Genomic DNA, 16,616 nt, shown 5'->3' with positions numbered 1-16,616 from the left:
TGCCCGCGGCCGCAGCGGGCAGCTGGCGCGGGCTCAAGCCCGCGCCGGCTCACACCTCTGCCGGCAGAAAGCGGACCGGCGGCCATTGGCCCCGCCCGCTGCTTTCTATACTGAAAAATCCCCCCCTGAAGGAGCGATGCCATGCGCCGCCTAGCCGTTTTCCTCGCCGCCGCCCTGCTCAGCGTCCCGCTCTGGGCCGCACACTGCCCGGCGGACATGGCCAAGATAGATGCCATGCTGGCCAGCAACCCGCCCAGCGATGCGGCGGTGCTGGCGCAGGTACAGAAGCTCCGTGCCGAGGGCGAGGCTCTGCACAAGAGCGGCGACCACGGCCAATCCGTGCAGGTCCTCGGCGAGGCGCTGCAACTGCTCGAAGCCAGCGAGTAACAGCCTGCTCGCCAGGGCGATGTGCCCTGGCGAGCCGTGAACGGCCCTCAGGTGCCGCTCAATCCTCGCTAGCGGCGGGCTGAACTGTCGTCTGGGGCGCAGCGGCGCTGGGCAGGTCGATCCAGAATCGACTGCCATGCCCGGCGCGGCTCTCGAAGCCCATTTCGCCGCCCATCAGGCTGGCCAGCTCGCGGCACAGCACCAGGCCGATGCCGGTGCCGGGGGTACTGGAGTTCTCCCGACCGAGACGCTGGAACGGCTGGAACAGCTGGGCCTGCTGCTCCTCGGTCAGCCCCGAACCATTGTCCTCGACCCACAGGCGCACGCCGCCAGGGAGCAGCTCATAGCCCATGCGGATGACGCCCCGGGGGCTGTTGTACTTGATGGCGTTGGACAGCAGGTTGAGCATCACCTGGCGTACACGGCGCAGGTCCGCCTGCACATAGAGCGGCGCCTCGAGCTCCGCCTGCACCTCCAGCTGCAGGTGCCGCTGCTGCACTTCCGGCTGCACCAGCTCGGCACAGCTGGCGAGCAGCTCGCCGATCGCGACCGGTTGCAGCTGCAGCTGCTGACGGCGACTCTCGATACTCGACAGGTCGAGGATATCGTCGACCAGGGAAGTCAGGTGACGACTGGCGTTGACGATCTCCCGCGCGTAGTCCGCCTCCTGCTGGGCGTCGGGCTTGTCCTGCGCCTCCATCTCGATCAACTGGCCGAAGCCATAGATCGCGTTCAGCGGCGTACGCAGCTCGTGGCTCATGCTCGAGAGGAAACGGCTCTTCGCCTGGCTGGCCGCCTGGGCCTCCAGACTGGCGCGGCGCAGCTCCTCCTGGGCCTGTTTGAGCCGGGTGATATCGACATGGGTGCCGGCGATGCGCAGCACGCGGCCGGCCGCATCGCGCTCGAGCACCTTGCCGCGGCTGAGCAGCCAGGCGTACTCGCCGCGCGCGTCGGCATAGCGGTACTCGGCCTCGAACTGGTCCTCGCCGCTGGTGACGAACTGTTCGCGCAGGTGGCGAATGCGCTCCAGATCATTGGGGTGCATGCGCTGGTTGAACTCGCTCAGGCTCATGCACTCCCGGGCCAGGCCGAAGCGTTTGAGGAAGCGGCCACTGAGCTTGATGGTGGCATTCGGCGAGTCCACCTCCCACAGGCTCTCCGTGGTGCTCTCCAGCACCAGGTCGAGAATCCGCTGGGCCTCGCGGCGCTCGGTCTCGCTCGCCTGCAACTGCTCGCCGGTGTGCTGCACCGCCTGCGCCATGGAGGTCAGCTCGGCGATCTGGCTGGTCGGCGCGCTGGGATGGAAATCCCCCTGACCGATCCGCCGCATCATGCCGCCGATACCGGCGATGGGTTGCGCCAGCTGGTCGCTCAGCTGCCGCGAGCGCATCCACATCCAGGCGAAGAACAGCAGATAGAACAGCGCCAGACCGGCGATCAGCAGGTAGCCGATCTGCAGGTAGCGTTCGGCCAGACGATTGGTTTCGCTGAAGATCTGCTCCTCGTCCACCACCAGCAGCAGACGCCAGCCGGTTTGTGGAATCTCGCTCCAGGCCACCAGGCGATTGCGCCCGCCCAGCTGGACCTCCTGCACATTGCCCTGCCCGGCCGCCATGGCCTGCAGCAGGGGCTGCATATCGGCGTACTTGTCCAGGCGGAAATCTTCCGGCTTGAGCACCTCGCGGCGCACCGCCTCGGCATAGGAGTACTCGGTCAGCTCGCGCAGGCCGAAATCGCGCTCGCCGGCCTGCGGCAGGGCCATGATGTTGTGGTCGCGGCTGACCAGCATGGCATAGCCCTGCCAGGGTACATCCAGCTCACCGATCTCCGTGAGCATCTGGCCGACGGTGATATCCAGGCCGACAACGCCCTCGAGGAAGTCATCGCGGTACACCGGGGCGACGGCAGACATCATCCAGCCGAGCCCGGCCGGATCCAGGTAGACATCGGTCCAGGCCACCTTGCGCTGCGGGTTGTGCTTGGCGTCGGCCAGGTAATAGAAGTTGTAATCGGGTATCACCATGTCGTGGGGATACTGCTCGGGAGTCATGAAGAACGGGTAGATGCGGTTGTAGCTGTCCCAGCTGTTGAAGTAGACCGCCGCTACCAGCGGATTGGCCGCGCGGATCGAACGCATCAGCGGATCGACCTGCGACAGACGCAGCGCCTTGGCACGGTCCTGACGCTCGGGCGGCGTGCTGTTGGCGTAGAAGGATGCCGCGCGACCATCGTCGCTGCGCGTGTAGTACACCCCGCTGGGGGTGGCGGCATGGCGCTGGCGCTCCAGCTGATCGGGCTGGAACTCGGTGTTCTGCAGTGCCTGCAGCGTCGCGTCGCGGAAAATCTGCACCTGCGCCTCGACGGCACGCAGGCGGCTGTCGATCACCTGCCCCTCACGAGCCACCGCCGCCGACAAATCGCCCAGCGCGCTGCGCTGCAGATAGCCGATCTGCGCATCGCGAATCGCCGCGTTACTCAGCAGGTAGACGGTAATCAGCACCGACTCGACGAGAATCAGCGGAATCAACGCACTCTGTACAAAGGCGCGCCAGATCCACTGACGCAGGGGGTAACGCGACGTGCGCGACATAGAAAAGGTCTCGTCCCAAAGACATGACTGCAGCTCAGGTGTCTAATCATAGCCGCACTCCGCGCCCGGCGTCCGCGCCGAGATTGCAAGGTCGACGCCAGGCAGCCGATGCCGTACACTTCGGCCTAGCTTCACCCATGACAGTTTTGGGGCCGATTAGGATTCGACGCCGGTAGCAAAACTTGAGGGGCATGCCGAGCTGGTAGCAGAACTCGTAAATTCGCTGCTGCAAACTTATAGTTGCCAACGACGACAACTACGCTCTAGCCGCCTAAGTGCCGCTAGCTGACCCTAGGGGATGCCTGTAAACCCGAAGATTTGGTCAGTCATATAGAACAGGATCGCCGCCAAGTTCGCTGTAGACGTAACGGCTAAAACTCATACAGCTCGCTCAAAGCGCCCTGCCACTCGGGCCGCGATGAGTTAACTCAATAGAGATGGCTAAGCATGTAGAACCGATAGCGGAGAACTGGCGGACGGGGGTTCAAATCCCCCGGCTCCACCAAATGAAAACAGCCTAAACCCTTGATAATCCTAGAGATTTTCAAGGGTTTTTGCTTTCTAGGGGCATCAACTGTCCCGAAAGTGTCACACCTGCCAACGGGCTCAGCTTGACCGCCTCGACCAGATGCTCGGGCGCAAGGTGTGCATAGCGCATCGTCATGGCCAAGCTCGAGTGCCCCAGAATTTTCTGCAACGTGAGGATGTTGCCGCCCTTCTGCATGAAGTGGCTGGCGAAGGTGTGGCGCAGCGCGTGGCTGGCCTGCCCTTTGGGCAGCTCGATGCCTGACCGCTTCAATGCACGCCGGAATGACGTTATCGCCCCAGTGAAGGGGCCATGCTGCTTCCAGTGGTTGCGGATCAACGTTTCCAGCTCTGCCGAAATTGGCACCGTCCTAACCTTGCTCGACTTGGTTTTGCTGTACGTGACAGCGCCGTTCCGCAATCGCGCCGGCATGAGTCCTTCCGCTTCCGACCATCGAGCACCAGTGGCCAGACAGAGCAGCACTATAGGTTCGACGTGCGGGTTGTCGCAGCCTTCACGAATGGCAGTCAGCAGATGGGCTATCTGTTCCTGGGTCAGCCAGGACAGTTCCCGTTCCTCAATCCTGTAGAGCTTCATCAGCTCCAGCGGGTTGGCATAGTCGATCTGACCCAAGCCTCGCAGCTCATTGAACACGGCACGGATGTAGCCCAGTTCGTTGTTCAACGTCTTGGGCGTGATGCCTGACTCAGCGCGCAAGCGGCGGTCATGGGCATAGCTGGCCGGGTCGAGCTTCATCGCGATGGGGTCACGCAGGCGCACGCACAGGGCGTCGAGCTTGGCCTTTCTTCGCTCGCCATCCTTGAGCATGTGACCATGCAGGTCGAACCAGAGCCCAACCAGCTCCGAAAGTCGACGCCGATCCTTGGCCTTGGGGTTCCAGGCAGGGTCGGCCGCCTTGTTGGTGATGATGTACTGTTCGTAGCGCAGGGCTTCCGCCTTGGTCGAGAACAGCTTACGGAAACGCTGACCACGGATTGGCTGAACATCTGCAAGCCAACGGCCATCAGGGCGCTTCTTTACTGTCATACCGCCCTGCCCCACCTGACCTGCCGTTCTTCCAACAGGTCTTTGATGTGCCGGTAGATGTCCCGCTCAGTCTTTTCCTTGGCCGCGTAGTGATCCCGTATAACGGGCCAACAGTCCCATTGTTTTAGGGTGGAGAACGCCTTTTTTGCGCCCACCCGCTCCCTTGCCAGCAGGCTTACGAAGTTTCCCAGGAACAGCTCCACGTTCTTGCCCGAGAAGCCCCGCGAGGTCTTGTAGTAGCGCTTGTATTCGGTCTGATCCAGCAGGGAGTCCACCGGCAGATCGACCCGCACATCTTCACGAATCAGGGTCCAGATAGGCTCAAAATGACCGGGACGGACTAGCAGCTTGAATTGACCCAGGCCATAACGCCACAGGCCGTCCAGATGGCCCGAGAATGCGGCAAACGACCGGGTGTCGATGGCCTCACCCGTCTTCACGTCAATTGAGCCGCTAGCGAACTGCTGGATTATCGAGTGGTGATAGCGCAGCTCCACCCGCCACACGTCTTGCGTCGGGTCGTAGTTGTCCGAGTCCGCTGCGTCGAAGCTATCGCGCCGTTTCCAGACGCTTTCCCAGTAGTCGAGCTTGTCGGTGGCGCGGGCCTGTTCGGTCTTGTTGTAGATGGCCAGCTGTACGCCAGCAGCCGAACCGAACATCGAGGTTTCGCCCCGGCCGTAGACACTGGACTTGCTCGCCCAGGAAATCTCATTGATGCCGGAAATATCCCGGTGTGTACGGGCCTTGCAGTGCATGCGCGCCACCAGGTCGCTGGGAGGCGTCCAGCCTTGCAGGTCCAACGCCAGATGGACCGCACACTGGTTGATTTCCAGGTGGGTCAACACGGCGTCGGCGTAGTGATCCAGGTGCTCTTGCAGCCGCTCCGGCGACAGCGCGTCGATGGCATGCGGTGACACCTCGATTTTCAGGTGCGGGCCGATGCTGTCGATCTTGGCGTTGAAGTTCTTGATGAGCAGAATCAGGCCCAAGTCAGCGTTTTGCAGCTTGTACTGGTAGCCCGAGTCGCGCCCTACTCGTCCCGAGTGCCAGCGCTGGCCGGCGAAGTCGACCATGACGCCCGGAGTCTCGAACAGCGCCATCACTTCCGGGCGGATCATGCCCCGGTACAGCTGACGCACCGTATCGACGCCACAGCGCAGCAGGCGGACCTTCGACAGGTCGGTGAACGTGTAGTTACCCGGATCGACAAACAAGCGACCGCGTTTGTCTTCCACTGCGGTCAAAGCATCCAAACGCATATGGTCAATTGCTTTTGTCATTTCTTCACCTATTGCCGATTAATGCGGAAGTTTCTTGGCTTTTATCTGACGTGTTACAGGGACGTCGCGCGGCGGCCTGCGCGCGCGAGGGCGCTCTGAACCGAGCCGCGCTTTCGCGTGCGCAGGCCGCCGCGTCGTAGGGCCAACCACTCAATTGAGGTTTTTCCGGTTTATGGCTGGCCACTGGTTCACTCCAGGGCGCGGCGAGGGTCAGTAGCAGAAGGAGCCCGAGCAGGACTGGACGAGCATCCGGCACGACCGGCAGATGCAGCAGGCGGGAAGGATCAGCAAGGCAAGCAGTGGCTTGGCGCGGGTGGTGGGCAGAAGCTATGCACACCAAGGGCTCTGCCCTTGTCATCCCGCTCTTGCCGCCGAGGGCTCGGGAGCGCGGGGCGGTGAAGCTGCCCCACTCTCCCGCGGTCAGGCTGCTCATCATGGCGCGGGGTCAAGGGTGCGCTTCGCCCGTGCTTCCGTTCATCGCGACAAAACAGCCGTCACGATGAGCCGGGAGCGCGGCCCCTGACCCTTCCGAATGGGTCAGAGTCATGCGGCCCAGTACGTTGCCGGAACCCTGCCGGTCGCGGTACCGCATAGCCCTGATAGTGCAAATATCGTCGAAGTAGATTTCGTTGGGAGTGCGCGTGCTGGAACTGAGCTCCACGCCCAAGAAATACGGCGAGCCTTTCATGTCCGCCGTGGGCAGGAGAACGCCAACGATGTGCGTGCATTGCCAGAAGGACTCCGGCTCAGCATCCCAGGCCATTTCGATCAAGACGGTCTGGCCGACATAGCTCAGGGCCTTGGCGGCATCGATTGCGATACGAGGCTTACGCATGGCGGCGCTCTCCTTCCTTGGGTCCGACTTGGCTCTGGATCAGATGAGGCAGTGGCAGGCTGCCCAGCACCTTGCTGGCTGCGCTACGGTCGCGAATGGCCCGGATGGTATTGATGCTGTCGAAGTAGATTTCGACCGGGAAGTCGTCGCTACCGCCGAAGGGCACGGTGAGGAAGTAGCCGTCTTCAAATACGCCCGGCACCGGTAATACGACGCCAATCACGTGGTAGCAGCGCCAGAGCATTTCGTTGTCGTCGTCCCAGCACAGTTCGACGAGGACAGTTCGGCCGATGTAGCTGATAGCGGTGATCGGATCGAACGAGGGAGCCAGGCTAGACATGGGCGTAATCTCCTTCCTTGAACTCGGTCTTGCCCTTCTCCAGGTCCGCGCGCAGGCGAGCGAGATTGACCATGCGAAAGTCCGCCAAGCGCAGGCTGGGAATGGTGCCGTTGTCCACCCAGTCGATGGCCTCTTCAACCGATATGCCGCTCATCTCGGCGAAGGTGATGACGCTACAGAGGTCCAGGCTTTCGTCAGTGGTGCTCATTGGTTGCCCTCCTTGGCAGTTTTCTCCTGGGCATAGCTCGCTTCCAGGCGAATGACGACTTCCGAATTCATCGAACGGCGGGCCGCGAAGGCGGACTGTTCGATCTTGGAGCGCAGCTTGGGCGGCACGCGCAGCTTGAATTGCGGGTCAGTTCGGCTCACAGCGTCCACTCCTGCTCAAGCAGCTGCTGGGTCAGCAGGGCAACGTTGACCATGGTGCGTTTGCCCACCTTCTGCGAAGGCAGGTAGTTCCGTTCCACCCAAGTGCGAACCACGATGGGTTCATTACCCATGCCGATCCACTCGGCGAACTTCTGCCACGGCATCAAGGGCGGGGCGCCGTGCAGCTTTTGCGGGTCGAGACCTTCCGTATCCATAAGCTTTAATCCACTATGTTCAGCAGTGATTACCAACCAACAGAATGGGTAATAGATACCCATGGAGTGATTGTTACCCATTCCCCACAATGGAGCAATTACTACTCAGGAAATATTTTCTATATGGCAAGCACTGCTGATAGAGCACGCACATTGATCAAGCTGGTGGGTCCAAAGAGAGCAAGCGAAGAAGGCGGTGCTTACGAACGCTGGAGAAACGTCAGCAAAGGCGCTGTACGAGTAGGCGCTGAGGAAATAGACGTGCTGGTGAAAATTTACCCTCAGTACGCCCTATGGCTGGCTAGCGGCCAGATCGCACCGGAGATCGGCCAAACCAGCCCGGCCTACGACGAGGCCAACCGAAACTTGAGCCAACCCAACGCGGGATAGCGATCACTCAGGAAGCAACTAGGCGCTGGTATGCCCGAAACAAGGATGAATAGTTTCACTCGCCATAGGAAATTAAAATGAATGATCTTGCCATTTATGGGCTTATTGCTTTAGGAGCACTCGCAATAGCCGGACTAGGGGTAAAAATAGCTATAAACTATAAAGGTGGCACTAAGAACAACCTTAAGAATGTCACCATTCATGGGCCGTATGCGGGGAGGGATAACCGTGGGATGGATTCTAAACAAGATACGGAACGCTAATTTCTTTGGCCCATATGCAGGCCGAGATATTATCAATCAAAACATCCTACCCAAACCCACACAAATGGACTTGCTGATCGACGTATATAAAGACGAGGTCAAAAACGGGAAAGAAGTGCAAAGCCTAATCGACGAGCTTATGCACTACAACAGCAAAAAATACGAAATCAGAAATCTAGAGACAAAGCTGACCGAAGTAAATCTAGAAGAACTAATAAAAGACGCCGAAGAGCTCAAACAGCTAATATCAATGCTGATTTTAAAAAATCAAAACTACAAATCAGCACAGAAAATTATTACTCTATTACTGGACGAAGTGGCAAGCATCTTCAATAGCAAAATCAAGCCACATATAACCTGCGACATAACAAGAGCAGCAGCAGAGCAGCTAATTTCACAGCATCTAGAAACAGAAGTACGCAAGCACCTGGGTGAAAACGTACTAGAAATTTATAATCGACAGATAAAAGGAATGCTTTTTTTCTTAACTGGAAACTGCCATTTGGAGTGGAAGTAATGCTCTTATATAACAAGGCATTTGATCCAATCCACACCATACTCCGACTGGCAGCAATTTGCCAAAACAGCCGTACCGATCAGATAGAATTAGAGCGACTGCAAATTTTCAATTTTCTGCTTGCCTTTCCTGCCCACATTGCGGACATGCCCTTGCCTCGAGAGCTACTGCAAGCAAAGAACAAGTTCAAGAAGTATCGATCCCCTTACAACAACTTTGAACCGTACACATTATTCAACAGAATGAATCCAACATTTTTTGCCTCGCTTCAAATGGCAGAAAATATTGGATTCTTACATGTACAAGACAATGGCACGATTCAACTAAACAAAGAACTCATCCCCACTGAGCTAAACTCCATCACACGCGCCGAAGTCAGCAGCATATCCAGGGAAGCCTTAGACTTTGAAATAGGTCATCTTTCAAAGATGCCTATACTTGGAAAAACAGGACTCAAAGCGGCAAGTAAACTAATGGATTATAAATATGATTATCCGCAAGCCGACAATTAAGATTAACCGCCTCCTTGCGGCAAAGTCAGGCAACCTTGTATATGACGAAAGGTTTCACACAGGTCTAAACATTCTTTCCGGCTGCAATGGCGGGGGAAAAACATCCGTTATACAGCTGCTTGTCTATGGGCTTGGATATGAAGTCCAAAACTGGAAGGAAGAGGCAGGCTCTTGTGACGAGGTATTCGTTGAATGCTCATTAAACGGACAAAGCGTGACGCTGAATCGTGCACTGCAAACTCAAAGAGCTAGCATGCAACTCTATTATGGCAACCTAGATGCAGGGCTAAAGGCCGGCCGAGGCGAATGGTTCTCGTACCCTTACAACACCGGCACTAAAGAAAGCTTCTCACAAAAGCTATTTGAAATATTAGGAATACCAGAGGTAAAGCTCGACGCAAGTGAGAACTTAACAATGCATCAACTGTTAAGGCTCATATATAGCAACCAAGCAAACCCACCTTCGAGCATATTTAACATAGAAGCATTTGACTCTGCCTTCAAAAGAGAGGCAATAGGAAAATATCTGTGCGGCCTCTATGACAACGATCTCTACAACGAAAAAATAGAACTCAGCACTAGTGAAAAATCCCTAGACAAAATAATCACCGAAATAAGAGCAATTACAAACATACTAGGGAAGACCGAAATATCCTCAGAGCTATTCACCACCGACCAACTTCGAAACTCATATCTCGATGAAATTAAGTCCATAAAAGCTGAGATAATGGCTAAACAGGAAGAAAATCGAGCAACCTACAAAGAAGAAAAACAGGCAACAAACCAATCCGCCAACGATATCACTAAGATCAAAGAATCCCTCTACGACACTGAAGTAACACAACGTGACCTTGAATTTGAAGTAGAAGACATCCGGCTCTTCCTAAGCGAATTAAATCAAAAGCTACAAGAAATTAATGATTCTATGGATGCTGGAAACGCCCTATCATCCATAGCATTTAAAGTTTGCCCCTGCTGCTTTTCCGAGCTACCTGAGTCGACTGAAGGTGCATGCTCGCTCTGCGGCAGCAGCGACTATCTAGAACGTAGAAACACCAACATGCTTAGAATGAAAAACGAGATAAGCATACAACTAAAAGAATCACATAAGATTTACGAAAGAAAGTCACAAACACTAGACGATATCGGAAAGAAAAAGAAAGAGCTCGAAACAGAGCTTAGAAAGAGCATAACTAAAACAGTAGCAACCGTGGCCGTACAGAACAGCCAGAGGGAAAAGGAGCTCTTTGCACTTTACACAAAAACTGGCGAATTAGAACAAAAGATAGCCGACCTCGAGCGCACAGAAGAGTTAAGGAATGCAATAAACGCCTTATCTACAAGGCGACAAGAAATCCAAGACAAAGTCTCTGCACTTAAAAATTCAATAGAACTAAAAGAAAGTCTTGCCAGAATTCGCCCCGGCGAAGTCCACAAGATAATATCCGAATGCGTCGTATCATTCTTAAAGTCCGACTCAGGGAGTGAAAAGGAGTTCCAAGAAGCAAGCGAGATAGAGTATGACTTTGCCGCCAGCAGAGTCTCTGTAAACGGAAAGACATACTTCTCAGAAAGCTCTATCTCATACTTAAACAACGCCTTCCACCTTGCCCTACTAAAACTATCTCTAGCCAAGGACTATGCTCGTTTCCCAAGGCTTCTCATATTAGACGGCATTGAAAACTTTGGATTAGAAGACCAGCGCTCACAAAATTTTCAAATGAGCATAAAAAATTACTTCGCAGAAGAGCAGGCGGAGCACCAAATAATTATTGCCACAAAAACCATCCATCCAGACTTAAACAATCCAGAAGTAAGGGTAGGCGATCACTTCACCAAAGAAGCAAAGAGCTTAAAGATGTAGGAATGCCAATTTAGTGTCACAAGCATTGCTGTGACTAGCAGAACATTGCGTGGTAGCCTGCTCGACAAATTGTTGTTTTATATACAAAAGCTGAAAATTGCCATGTTTTGCAGAGAGCATGTGACGGGTTCAAATCCCCCCGGCCCCCAAACAAACATCTAAAGACGTCCTCGGACGTCTTTTTTTGTGCCTGAAATCCAGTAAGTACGGGACTTTCAGCGCCACCGGCGCCCACGATGCTGCAGTCGATATCTACGCAGTTTGGTATTCCAAGCAGTACTCCAGCTCATTCACTGGTAATTCTTGGAATACCGAAACCGCCGACGAGCTGGTCAAGCAATGCCATCGACCTGAATGGCGTGGAGCAAAGCGCTTTCCCGCGCACAGTCCCCTTTTCCGGGCACTGTTCGGGCATCGGCGCACGGCCCGCCGCGCCGGACATAGTGAGTTGCCGCCCAGCCGCGCCTAGACTGGCCACTGCCCACCGCTGCGGATAGACCATGACCACTCGAACCCTGCTGCTGACCGCCCTGGCCATGCTCGCCTTCGCCGGTAATTCGTTGCTCTGCCGCCTGGCGCTGCGCGAGACGGAGATCGACGCCGCCAGTTTCACCAGTCTGCGTCTCTTCTCCGGCGCCCTGACCTTGTGGCTGCTGCTGCGCCTGCGTCCGACCAACGCCGCTGCGACCGGCAACTGGTTCGCCGCCGTGGCGCTGCTGGTCTATGCCGCCGCGTTTTCCTTCGCCTACCTGAGCCTGGATGCCGGGGTCGGCGCGTTGCTGCTGTTCGGTGCGGTGCAGCTGAGCATGATCGGCTGGGGCCTGTGGCGCGGCGAGCGCTTCGGCCGCAAGGCCAGCGCCGGCCTGCTGCTGGCGATCGGCGGCCTGCTGGCGCTGCTGTTGCCGGGCGCCAGCGCGCCACCGCTGGGCGGAGCCTTGCTGATGTTACTGGCAGGCGCCGCCTGGGGCGCCTATTCCCTGCTCGGTCGCGGCGTCACCGATCCGCTGGCGGCCACCACCGGCAACTTCCTGCGCGCCACGCCCCTGGCGTTGCTGATCAGCGCAGTGCTGCTGGGCCAGGCCAGCTGGGACCTGCCGGGGCTGATCTATGCCGTGCTGTCCGGCGCGCTCACCTCCGGTATCGGCTATGCCATCTGGTACACCGCCTTGCGCGGCCTTCAATCCTTCCAGGCGGCCACGGTGCAGCTCAGCGTGCCGATCCTCGCCGCCCTGGCCGGCAGCCTGCTGCTCGATGAAGCATTGAGCCTGCGCCTGGCGCTGAGCGCGGCGGCCGTGCTCGGTGGCATTGCCCTGGTGCTGGGCGCCAGGCAGCACGGACGCTAGAGGTCATCGCCCGCTGGTCTTCTATCCTCTACCTGGAGTCCGCCACGGAATATCGAACCATGCCTTCGCGTTCACGCCTGCTTCTGCGCCCGCTGTCCGTCCTCCTGCTGGCCTGCGGACTCGCCGCGTGCGCCAGCCTGCGCGACCCATTGCGTATCGACCTGGTCGGCCTGGAGCCGCTACCCGGCCAGGAGCTAGAAATGCGTTTTGCGCTGAAGCTGCGTGTGCAGAACCCGAACGACGCCCCGTTCGACTATAACGGCGTGGCCCTGGAGCTGGAGGTCAATGGCCAGCCACTGGCCAGCGGGGTGAGTGATCAGCGCGGTCAGGTGCCGCGCTTCGGCGAGGCGCTGCTCAACGTGCCGGTGAGTATTTCCGCCTTTTCGGCAATTCGTCAGGCCTGGGGCGCCGCCGGCTACCGGCCCGGCCAGGGCCTGCCCTATGAGCTGAGTGGCAAGCTGGCGGGAGGACTGTTCGGAACCATGCGTTTCAAGGATCAAGGCGTGCTGAACTGGCCGGAACCCTCGACCGCACGCTGAAGGCCACCCTGCTTTGGAGACACCGACTGCAGGTTCCGCGACCCCGCACCCACGTGTTGGTCTTTCGACCCGCTGCCTCAGCGCGGCCTGGGGCCGCGTCTGCTCGGCCCGACGCTCGGGCGCTTGAGGGGCGCAACGCTGCCCCAGGATGGGAACAGGTGGCGGGTGGAGCCGGAAGCGTGGCGCTTGAGCGCGAGCCAAGCGCAGCGCAGTTTCGCCGATAAGGAAATGCGGTAAGCGGCCAGACCGGATGACCAATGCCGAGCGCCGCGGCCCGTTCCCCTGTCGAGCGGGGCCTTGCCGGAATTGCCCTGGGACTGCAGCAGGCGGGCCAGGTAGTTCGCGGCAATCACCGGCGCATCGGCATCGCACCAGTGCGTAGCATCGTCCCCCGGATAGCGACTGGGCATCGCCCGTGACGATCGTGGATAGCCTGCCGGCATCCCGGTACTGCTCTTGCTGTCCATCACTCGTCCCGCCCTGTCGTGAGAACCATCGGATCGCCGACAAGGCGACCACTCTCATGCTCAGGCTTCCCAGCCGATGCCGCTTCTTCTCCGCCAACGGTGGACGCAAGCACAGCTGCCAACACCCCTACCGTTTTATTGGTTTAGTTGCGCCACCGGCGAACGTCAAGACTCCGACAATCGGCAGACAATGGCCTCTTCCACCAGTAAGCCATTGAAATTAAGCGAATTTAAAAAACATAAGAAATACACCGCGGCCCTTATAGCAAATAAGTAATGCCGTACATCTGCAGGGCGCGCCCCTGATTGGGCCAGCAGCCGCCCGGCTCCATCGGCGAATCAAGCGCAGCGCCGACAGGTGCAGGCGCCTTGCGGCGCAACTGGGCGCATCCTCGCCCTCAAGGCTGGACGGCCATAACGTGCTGACCCGTTCGCCGCATTAGCACGCGCCAGCCCTCGGGCGAAACCGGCCCCGCCAGCGCAATTAGCCCTCGGGGTCGGGTTGCCGCGGGCGGGGCTCGCCCACCGCCAGGCGCGGGTCCTCGCCCAGATCCAGGCGCAGGCTGCCAGAACGCAGGTGCAGGTCGCGCTGGGGAAAGGGAATCTCCACCTCGGCCAGGCGCAGCTGGTCCTCGATGGCCCACATGAAGCGCGCCTGGGTGGCACCGGGGGAGACCATCAGGTCGTGCTCGACCCACACCACCAGCTCGAACTCCAGGCTGCTGTCGCCGAAGCGGGTCAACCATACGTCCGGCTGGCGCCCGGGCAGGCTGGTGATGCACCCCGGCACGGCCTCCACCGATTTGAGTACCGCTGCCTTGACCTTGTGCTTGTCGCTGCCGTAGGCCACGCCGAAGGGCACGTGGATGCGCCGGTACTTCTCGTCGAAGCTCCAATTGGTCACCCGGCCGTTCACGAACTCGGAGTTGGGCACGATGATGTCGACCAGGTCGTTGGTGGTGATGCGCGTGTAGCGCATGCCGATCTCGGTGACCCGGCCCATCACCCCGGACTGCAGGTCGACGAAATCGCCGACCTTGAGGGTCTTCTCCAGCAGCAGGATCAGCCCGGAGATGAAATTGCTGAAGATGTTCTGCAGGCCCAGGCCGATGCCCACGCCGATGGCGCCACCGACCAGGGCGATGTTGGTCAGATCCAGGCCCAGGTAGCGCAGCCCCACCAGGGTGCCGATGATCCACACCGCATAACGGATGATGCGGGTCAGGGCATACATCCCCGAGGAGTTCATATGGGTGCCCTTGCCGCGCGCCGCCACGTTGTGCAGGCCGTGCTCGAGCAGGGAGGAGAACCACCAGGCGAAGAACAGGATCAGCCCCAGGCCGATCAGGCGCGCCAGGTGCAGGTCGGTCTCGCCGATCTGCAGCCAGGGCGTGGTCGCCCAGCGCCACAGGGTTTCGAGGATGTCGTCGGTAAGCTTGTCCAGTTCCATGCTCGGCGCCTGTGCTGCGGGTAGGGTCGCGGATCACGGCCCGGGCCGTCATCGCCTTGTTGAGAATAGCCGTCCGCCACCTTCTTCCAGGCCGTCGACGCACGGGGCGGTCGCGGCAGCGGCTTTACTATGCTCAAGGACAAGCCCTACCCCGAGTTATCAGGAGGCCCATGAGCACGGCCGTGGTTCGTATCACCCTCTACCGCTGGGCCGGCCGCTTCGGCCCGCTGAGGATCAAGATCCCCTGCGGCGAGTGCGCCCTGACCCGCGATGTGATCGAGGACACCCTGGCCAACGAGCTGGCGGGCATCCCCGTGGAGCTGCAGCTACGCGACTGGCTGAGCCAGTGGTGGCAGCCGCTGCTCAAGGGCGGCTGGCACGCCCCCATCGTCATGGTCGAGGGGCGGGTGATCAGTCAGGGCAACGCGCTCAACCGCGGGGTGCTGACCGAAGCGGTGATCGCCCACCACGCCGGGCGCAGTCCGGTCAGCGGCAACCACCTGTTCGGCAAGGCCAGCTGCCCCCATTGCCAGCGCGCCAAGGACTACCTCGGGCACGCCGGCATCGACTTCCGCTATCACGATGTGGTCAAGGACGCCCGTGCTCTCTACGAGATGCTGGCCCGGGTCAAACCGCTGGTGGGACCGAGCACGCCGATCACCGTGCCGCAGATCTGGCTGGACGGCCAGTACATCGGCGGCGCCGACCAGTTGAGCGCGCGCCTGCACAGCGCGGTGGACCCCAACCCCGAGCGCGGCCAGTCGTCCCTGGGGCTCCATGACCTGACCCGCCGCCATTGAGGCGGACGGCAAACGGCGCAACCCGAGGATCGCCCGCATGCCGCAACACCGAGTCGATCCCGCCATCACGGCCGTGCAGCTGCGCGCGCTGCACGAGCACGGCTTCGTCCTGCTGCCCGGCGTGCTGGCGCCGCCGCAGGTCGCCGAGCTGCGCGAAGCCATCGACCGCCTGCAAGCGCAGCACTGGGACTACAGCGGCCTGCTCGACCAGTACAAGTGCGTGTTCAACCGCGACCCGCTGTGGCTGCCCTACCTCGACCCGCCAGGGGTGATCGAGCTGGCCGAGGCGGCCCTCGGCAGCGACTGCCATGTCATCGGCCAGACCGCCTGGCGCTGCCACCCCGGCTTCGTCGGCGCCGAGCTGCATCTGGACTATCTGGTGATGCCGCTGCCGAGCTCGCTGCTGGCCGACCCGGCGTTCGAGCTGCCCATGCAGATCTGCACCGCCCACCTCTACCTCGACGACGTCGACGCCGACCTCTGCCCCACCCTGGTGGTGCCCGGCAGCCACCGCGCCGGACGCGCGCCGCGAGCGGGCGAGCGCAGCTGGCAGGGCCGGCCCGCGCAGCCGGTGCTGTGCCAGGCCGGCGATGTGCTGATGTTTCGCAGCGAGCTGTGGCACGCCGGCAGCCGCAACCGCAGCAACGATCGCTGCCGCTACCTGCTGCAGGTGCACTACGGCCGGCGCATGGTCGCGCAGAAGTTCTCGCCCTACCTGGCCTGGCGCTTCAATCCCGCCGTGCTGGCCGCCTGCACCCCGCGCCAGCGGCGCCTGCTGGGCGAACACCAGGAGGCGGAGTACGACTGAGCCGCCGGCCAGTAAACAGCGGCGCCTTTACACAAGTTTTACCTCGGTGCCGCGGATATCCGGCGCCAGGCATG

General features: G+C 59.5%; 19 protein-coding genes and 1 other RNA gene. 11 read left to right on the top strand and 9 right to left on the bottom strand.

All coding sequences use genetic code 11. The features are described 5' to 3' along the window. Positions 1 to 141 precede the first annotated feature (141 nt). Positions 142 to 387: a hypothetical protein gene (locus tag LPB260_RS23560; protein WP_208708276.1), complete on the top strand. Its 246-nt coding sequence runs from the start codon at positions 142 to 144 to the stop codon at positions 385 to 387. 58 nt (positions 388 to 445) lie between these two features. Here LPB260_RS23560 and LPB260_RS23555 read toward each other — a convergent pair whose 3' ends face one another. Continuing rightward, a complete protein-coding gene (locus LPB260_RS23555) occupies positions 446 to 2,977 on the bottom strand; it encodes an ATP-binding protein (protein WP_208708275.1) in 2,532 nt (843 codons plus the stop codon). A 148-nt stretch (positions 2,978 to 3,125) separates the two neighbouring features. Between LPB260_RS23555 and ssrA the strand changes: the two genes are divergently transcribed. Continuing rightward, positions 3,126 to 3,482, top strand: a transfer-messenger RNA (tmRNA) gene (ssrA, locus tag LPB260_RS23550). A gap of 39 nt (positions 3,483 to 3,521) precedes the next feature. Here ssrA and LPB260_RS23545 read toward each other — a convergent pair. The 7 genes from LPB260_RS23545 to LPB260_RS23515 all read right to left on the bottom strand — a co-directional run bounded on the left by LPB260_RS23545 (position 3,522) and on the right by LPB260_RS23515 (position 7,589). Then, positions 3,522 to 4,550, bottom strand: a complete 1,029-nt coding sequence (locus tag LPB260_RS23545; protein ID WP_208708274.1) for a tyrosine-type recombinase/integrase — start codon at positions 4,548 to 4,550, stop codon at positions 3,522 to 3,524. Continuing rightward, entirely contained in the window at positions 4,547 to 5,830 is a 1,284-nt protein-coding gene (locus LPB260_RS23540) for a hypothetical protein (protein ID WP_208708273.1), read from the bottom strand. Before LPB260_RS23540 ends, LPB260_RS23545 begins: the two co-directional genes overlap by 4 nt. A gap of 445 nt (positions 5,831 to 6,275) precedes the next feature. Then, the gene (locus tag LPB260_RS23535) at positions 6,276 to 6,665 is read right to left on the bottom strand and encodes a hypothetical protein (protein WP_208708272.1); all 390 of its coding nucleotides are present in this window, start codon (positions 6,663 to 6,665) and stop codon (positions 6,276 to 6,278) included. Continuing rightward, positions 6,658 to 7,005, bottom strand: a complete 348-nt coding sequence (locus LPB260_RS23530; protein ID WP_208708271.1) for a hypothetical protein — start codon at positions 7,003 to 7,005, stop codon at positions 6,658 to 6,660. Before LPB260_RS23530 ends, LPB260_RS23535 begins: the two co-directional genes overlap by 8 nt. Beyond that, positions 6,998 to 7,213 (bottom strand): hypothetical protein, encoded by a 216-nt coding sequence (locus LPB260_RS23525; protein WP_208708270.1) that lies wholly within the window; start codon positions 7,211 to 7,213, stop codon positions 6,998 to 7,000. Before LPB260_RS23525 ends, LPB260_RS23530 begins: the two co-directional genes overlap by 8 nt. Continuing rightward, complete coding sequence (locus LPB260_RS23520) at positions 7,210 to 7,374, bottom strand: Arc family DNA-binding protein (RefSeq protein WP_208708269.1); 165 nt, start codon at positions 7,372 to 7,374, stop codon at positions 7,210 to 7,212. Before LPB260_RS23520 ends, LPB260_RS23525 begins: the two co-directional genes overlap by 4 nt. Continuing rightward, positions 7,371 to 7,589 carry a DNA-binding protein gene (locus LPB260_RS23515; protein ID WP_208708268.1) on the bottom strand — a complete coding sequence of 73 codons (219 nt, stop codon included), beginning with the start codon at positions 7,587 to 7,589 and terminating at the stop codon, positions 7,371 to 7,373. Before LPB260_RS23515 ends, LPB260_RS23520 begins: the two co-directional genes overlap by 4 nt. A gap of 15 nt (positions 7,590 to 7,604) precedes the next feature. Here LPB260_RS23515 and LPB260_RS23510 point away from each other — a divergent pair, with 15 nt between their 5' ends. The 7 genes from LPB260_RS23510 (at position 7,605) to LPB260_RS23480 (ending at position 13,017) form a co-directional block, all read left to right on the top strand. After that, positions 7,605 to 7,979, top strand: coding sequence for a DNA-binding protein (locus LPB260_RS23510; RefSeq protein WP_371926126.1), 375 nt, complete (start codon positions 7,605 to 7,607; stop codon positions 7,977 to 7,979). 77 nt (positions 7,980 to 8,056) lie between these two features. Continuing rightward, entirely contained in the window at positions 8,057 to 8,242 is a 186-nt protein-coding gene (locus tag LPB260_RS23505; protein WP_208708267.1) for a hypothetical protein, read from the top strand. Continuing rightward, entirely contained in the window at positions 8,208 to 8,759 is a 552-nt protein-coding gene (locus tag LPB260_RS23500; protein WP_208708266.1) for an ABC-three component system protein, read from the top strand. The genes LPB260_RS23505 and LPB260_RS23500 overlap by 35 nt, the downstream gene beginning before the upstream one ends. After that, complete coding sequence (locus LPB260_RS23495) at positions 8,759 to 9,271, top strand: ABC-three component system middle component 5 (RefSeq protein ID WP_208708265.1); 513 nt, start codon at positions 8,759 to 8,761, stop codon at positions 9,269 to 9,271. Before LPB260_RS23500 ends, LPB260_RS23495 begins: the two co-directional genes overlap by 1 nt. Continuing rightward, positions 9,246 to 11,135 carry an AAA family ATPase gene (locus LPB260_RS23490; RefSeq protein ID WP_208708264.1) on the top strand — a complete coding sequence of 630 codons (1,890 nt, stop codon included), beginning with the start codon at positions 9,246 to 9,248 and terminating at the stop codon, positions 11,133 to 11,135. The genes LPB260_RS23495 and LPB260_RS23490 overlap by 26 nt, the downstream gene beginning before the upstream one ends. A gap of 500 nt (positions 11,136 to 11,635) precedes the next feature. After that, on the top strand, positions 11,636 to 12,478 hold the full coding sequence (locus tag LPB260_RS23485) for a DMT family transporter (RefSeq protein ID WP_208708263.1): 843 nt from the start codon (positions 11,636 to 11,638) through the stop codon (positions 12,476 to 12,478). Positions 12,479 to 12,537: 59 nt separating this feature from the next. Continuing rightward, positions 12,538 to 13,017, top strand: a complete 480-nt coding sequence (locus tag LPB260_RS23480) for an LEA type 2 family protein (protein WP_208708262.1) — start codon at positions 12,538 to 12,540, stop codon at positions 13,015 to 13,017. Between the two features lie 951 nt (positions 13,018 to 13,968). Here LPB260_RS23480 and LPB260_RS23475 read toward each other — a convergent pair. Beyond that, the gene (locus tag LPB260_RS23475; protein WP_218281511.1) at positions 13,969 to 14,934 is read right to left on the bottom strand and encodes a mechanosensitive ion channel family protein; all 966 of its coding nucleotides are present in this window, start codon (positions 14,932 to 14,934) and stop codon (positions 13,969 to 13,971) included. A 170-nt stretch (positions 14,935 to 15,104) separates the two neighbouring features. On the opposite strand from LPB260_RS23475, the gene LPB260_RS23470 reads away from it, so the two are divergent. Beyond that, positions 15,105 to 15,734 (top strand): glutaredoxin, encoded by a 630-nt coding sequence (locus LPB260_RS23470; RefSeq protein ID WP_208708261.1) that lies wholly within the window; start codon positions 15,105 to 15,107, stop codon positions 15,732 to 15,734. A gap of 37 nt (positions 15,735 to 15,771) precedes the next feature. Further along, the gene (locus tag LPB260_RS23465; protein WP_208708260.1) at positions 15,772 to 16,542 is read left to right on the top strand and encodes a phytanoyl-CoA dioxygenase family protein; all 771 of its coding nucleotides are present in this window, start codon (positions 15,772 to 15,774) and stop codon (positions 16,540 to 16,542) included. The last annotated feature ends 74 nt before the right edge of the window (positions 16,543 to 16,616 follow it).

Source organism: Pseudomonas sp. LPB0260 (assembly GCF_013388395.1).
This window is presented reverse-complemented; position numbering and strand designations above follow the sequence as displayed.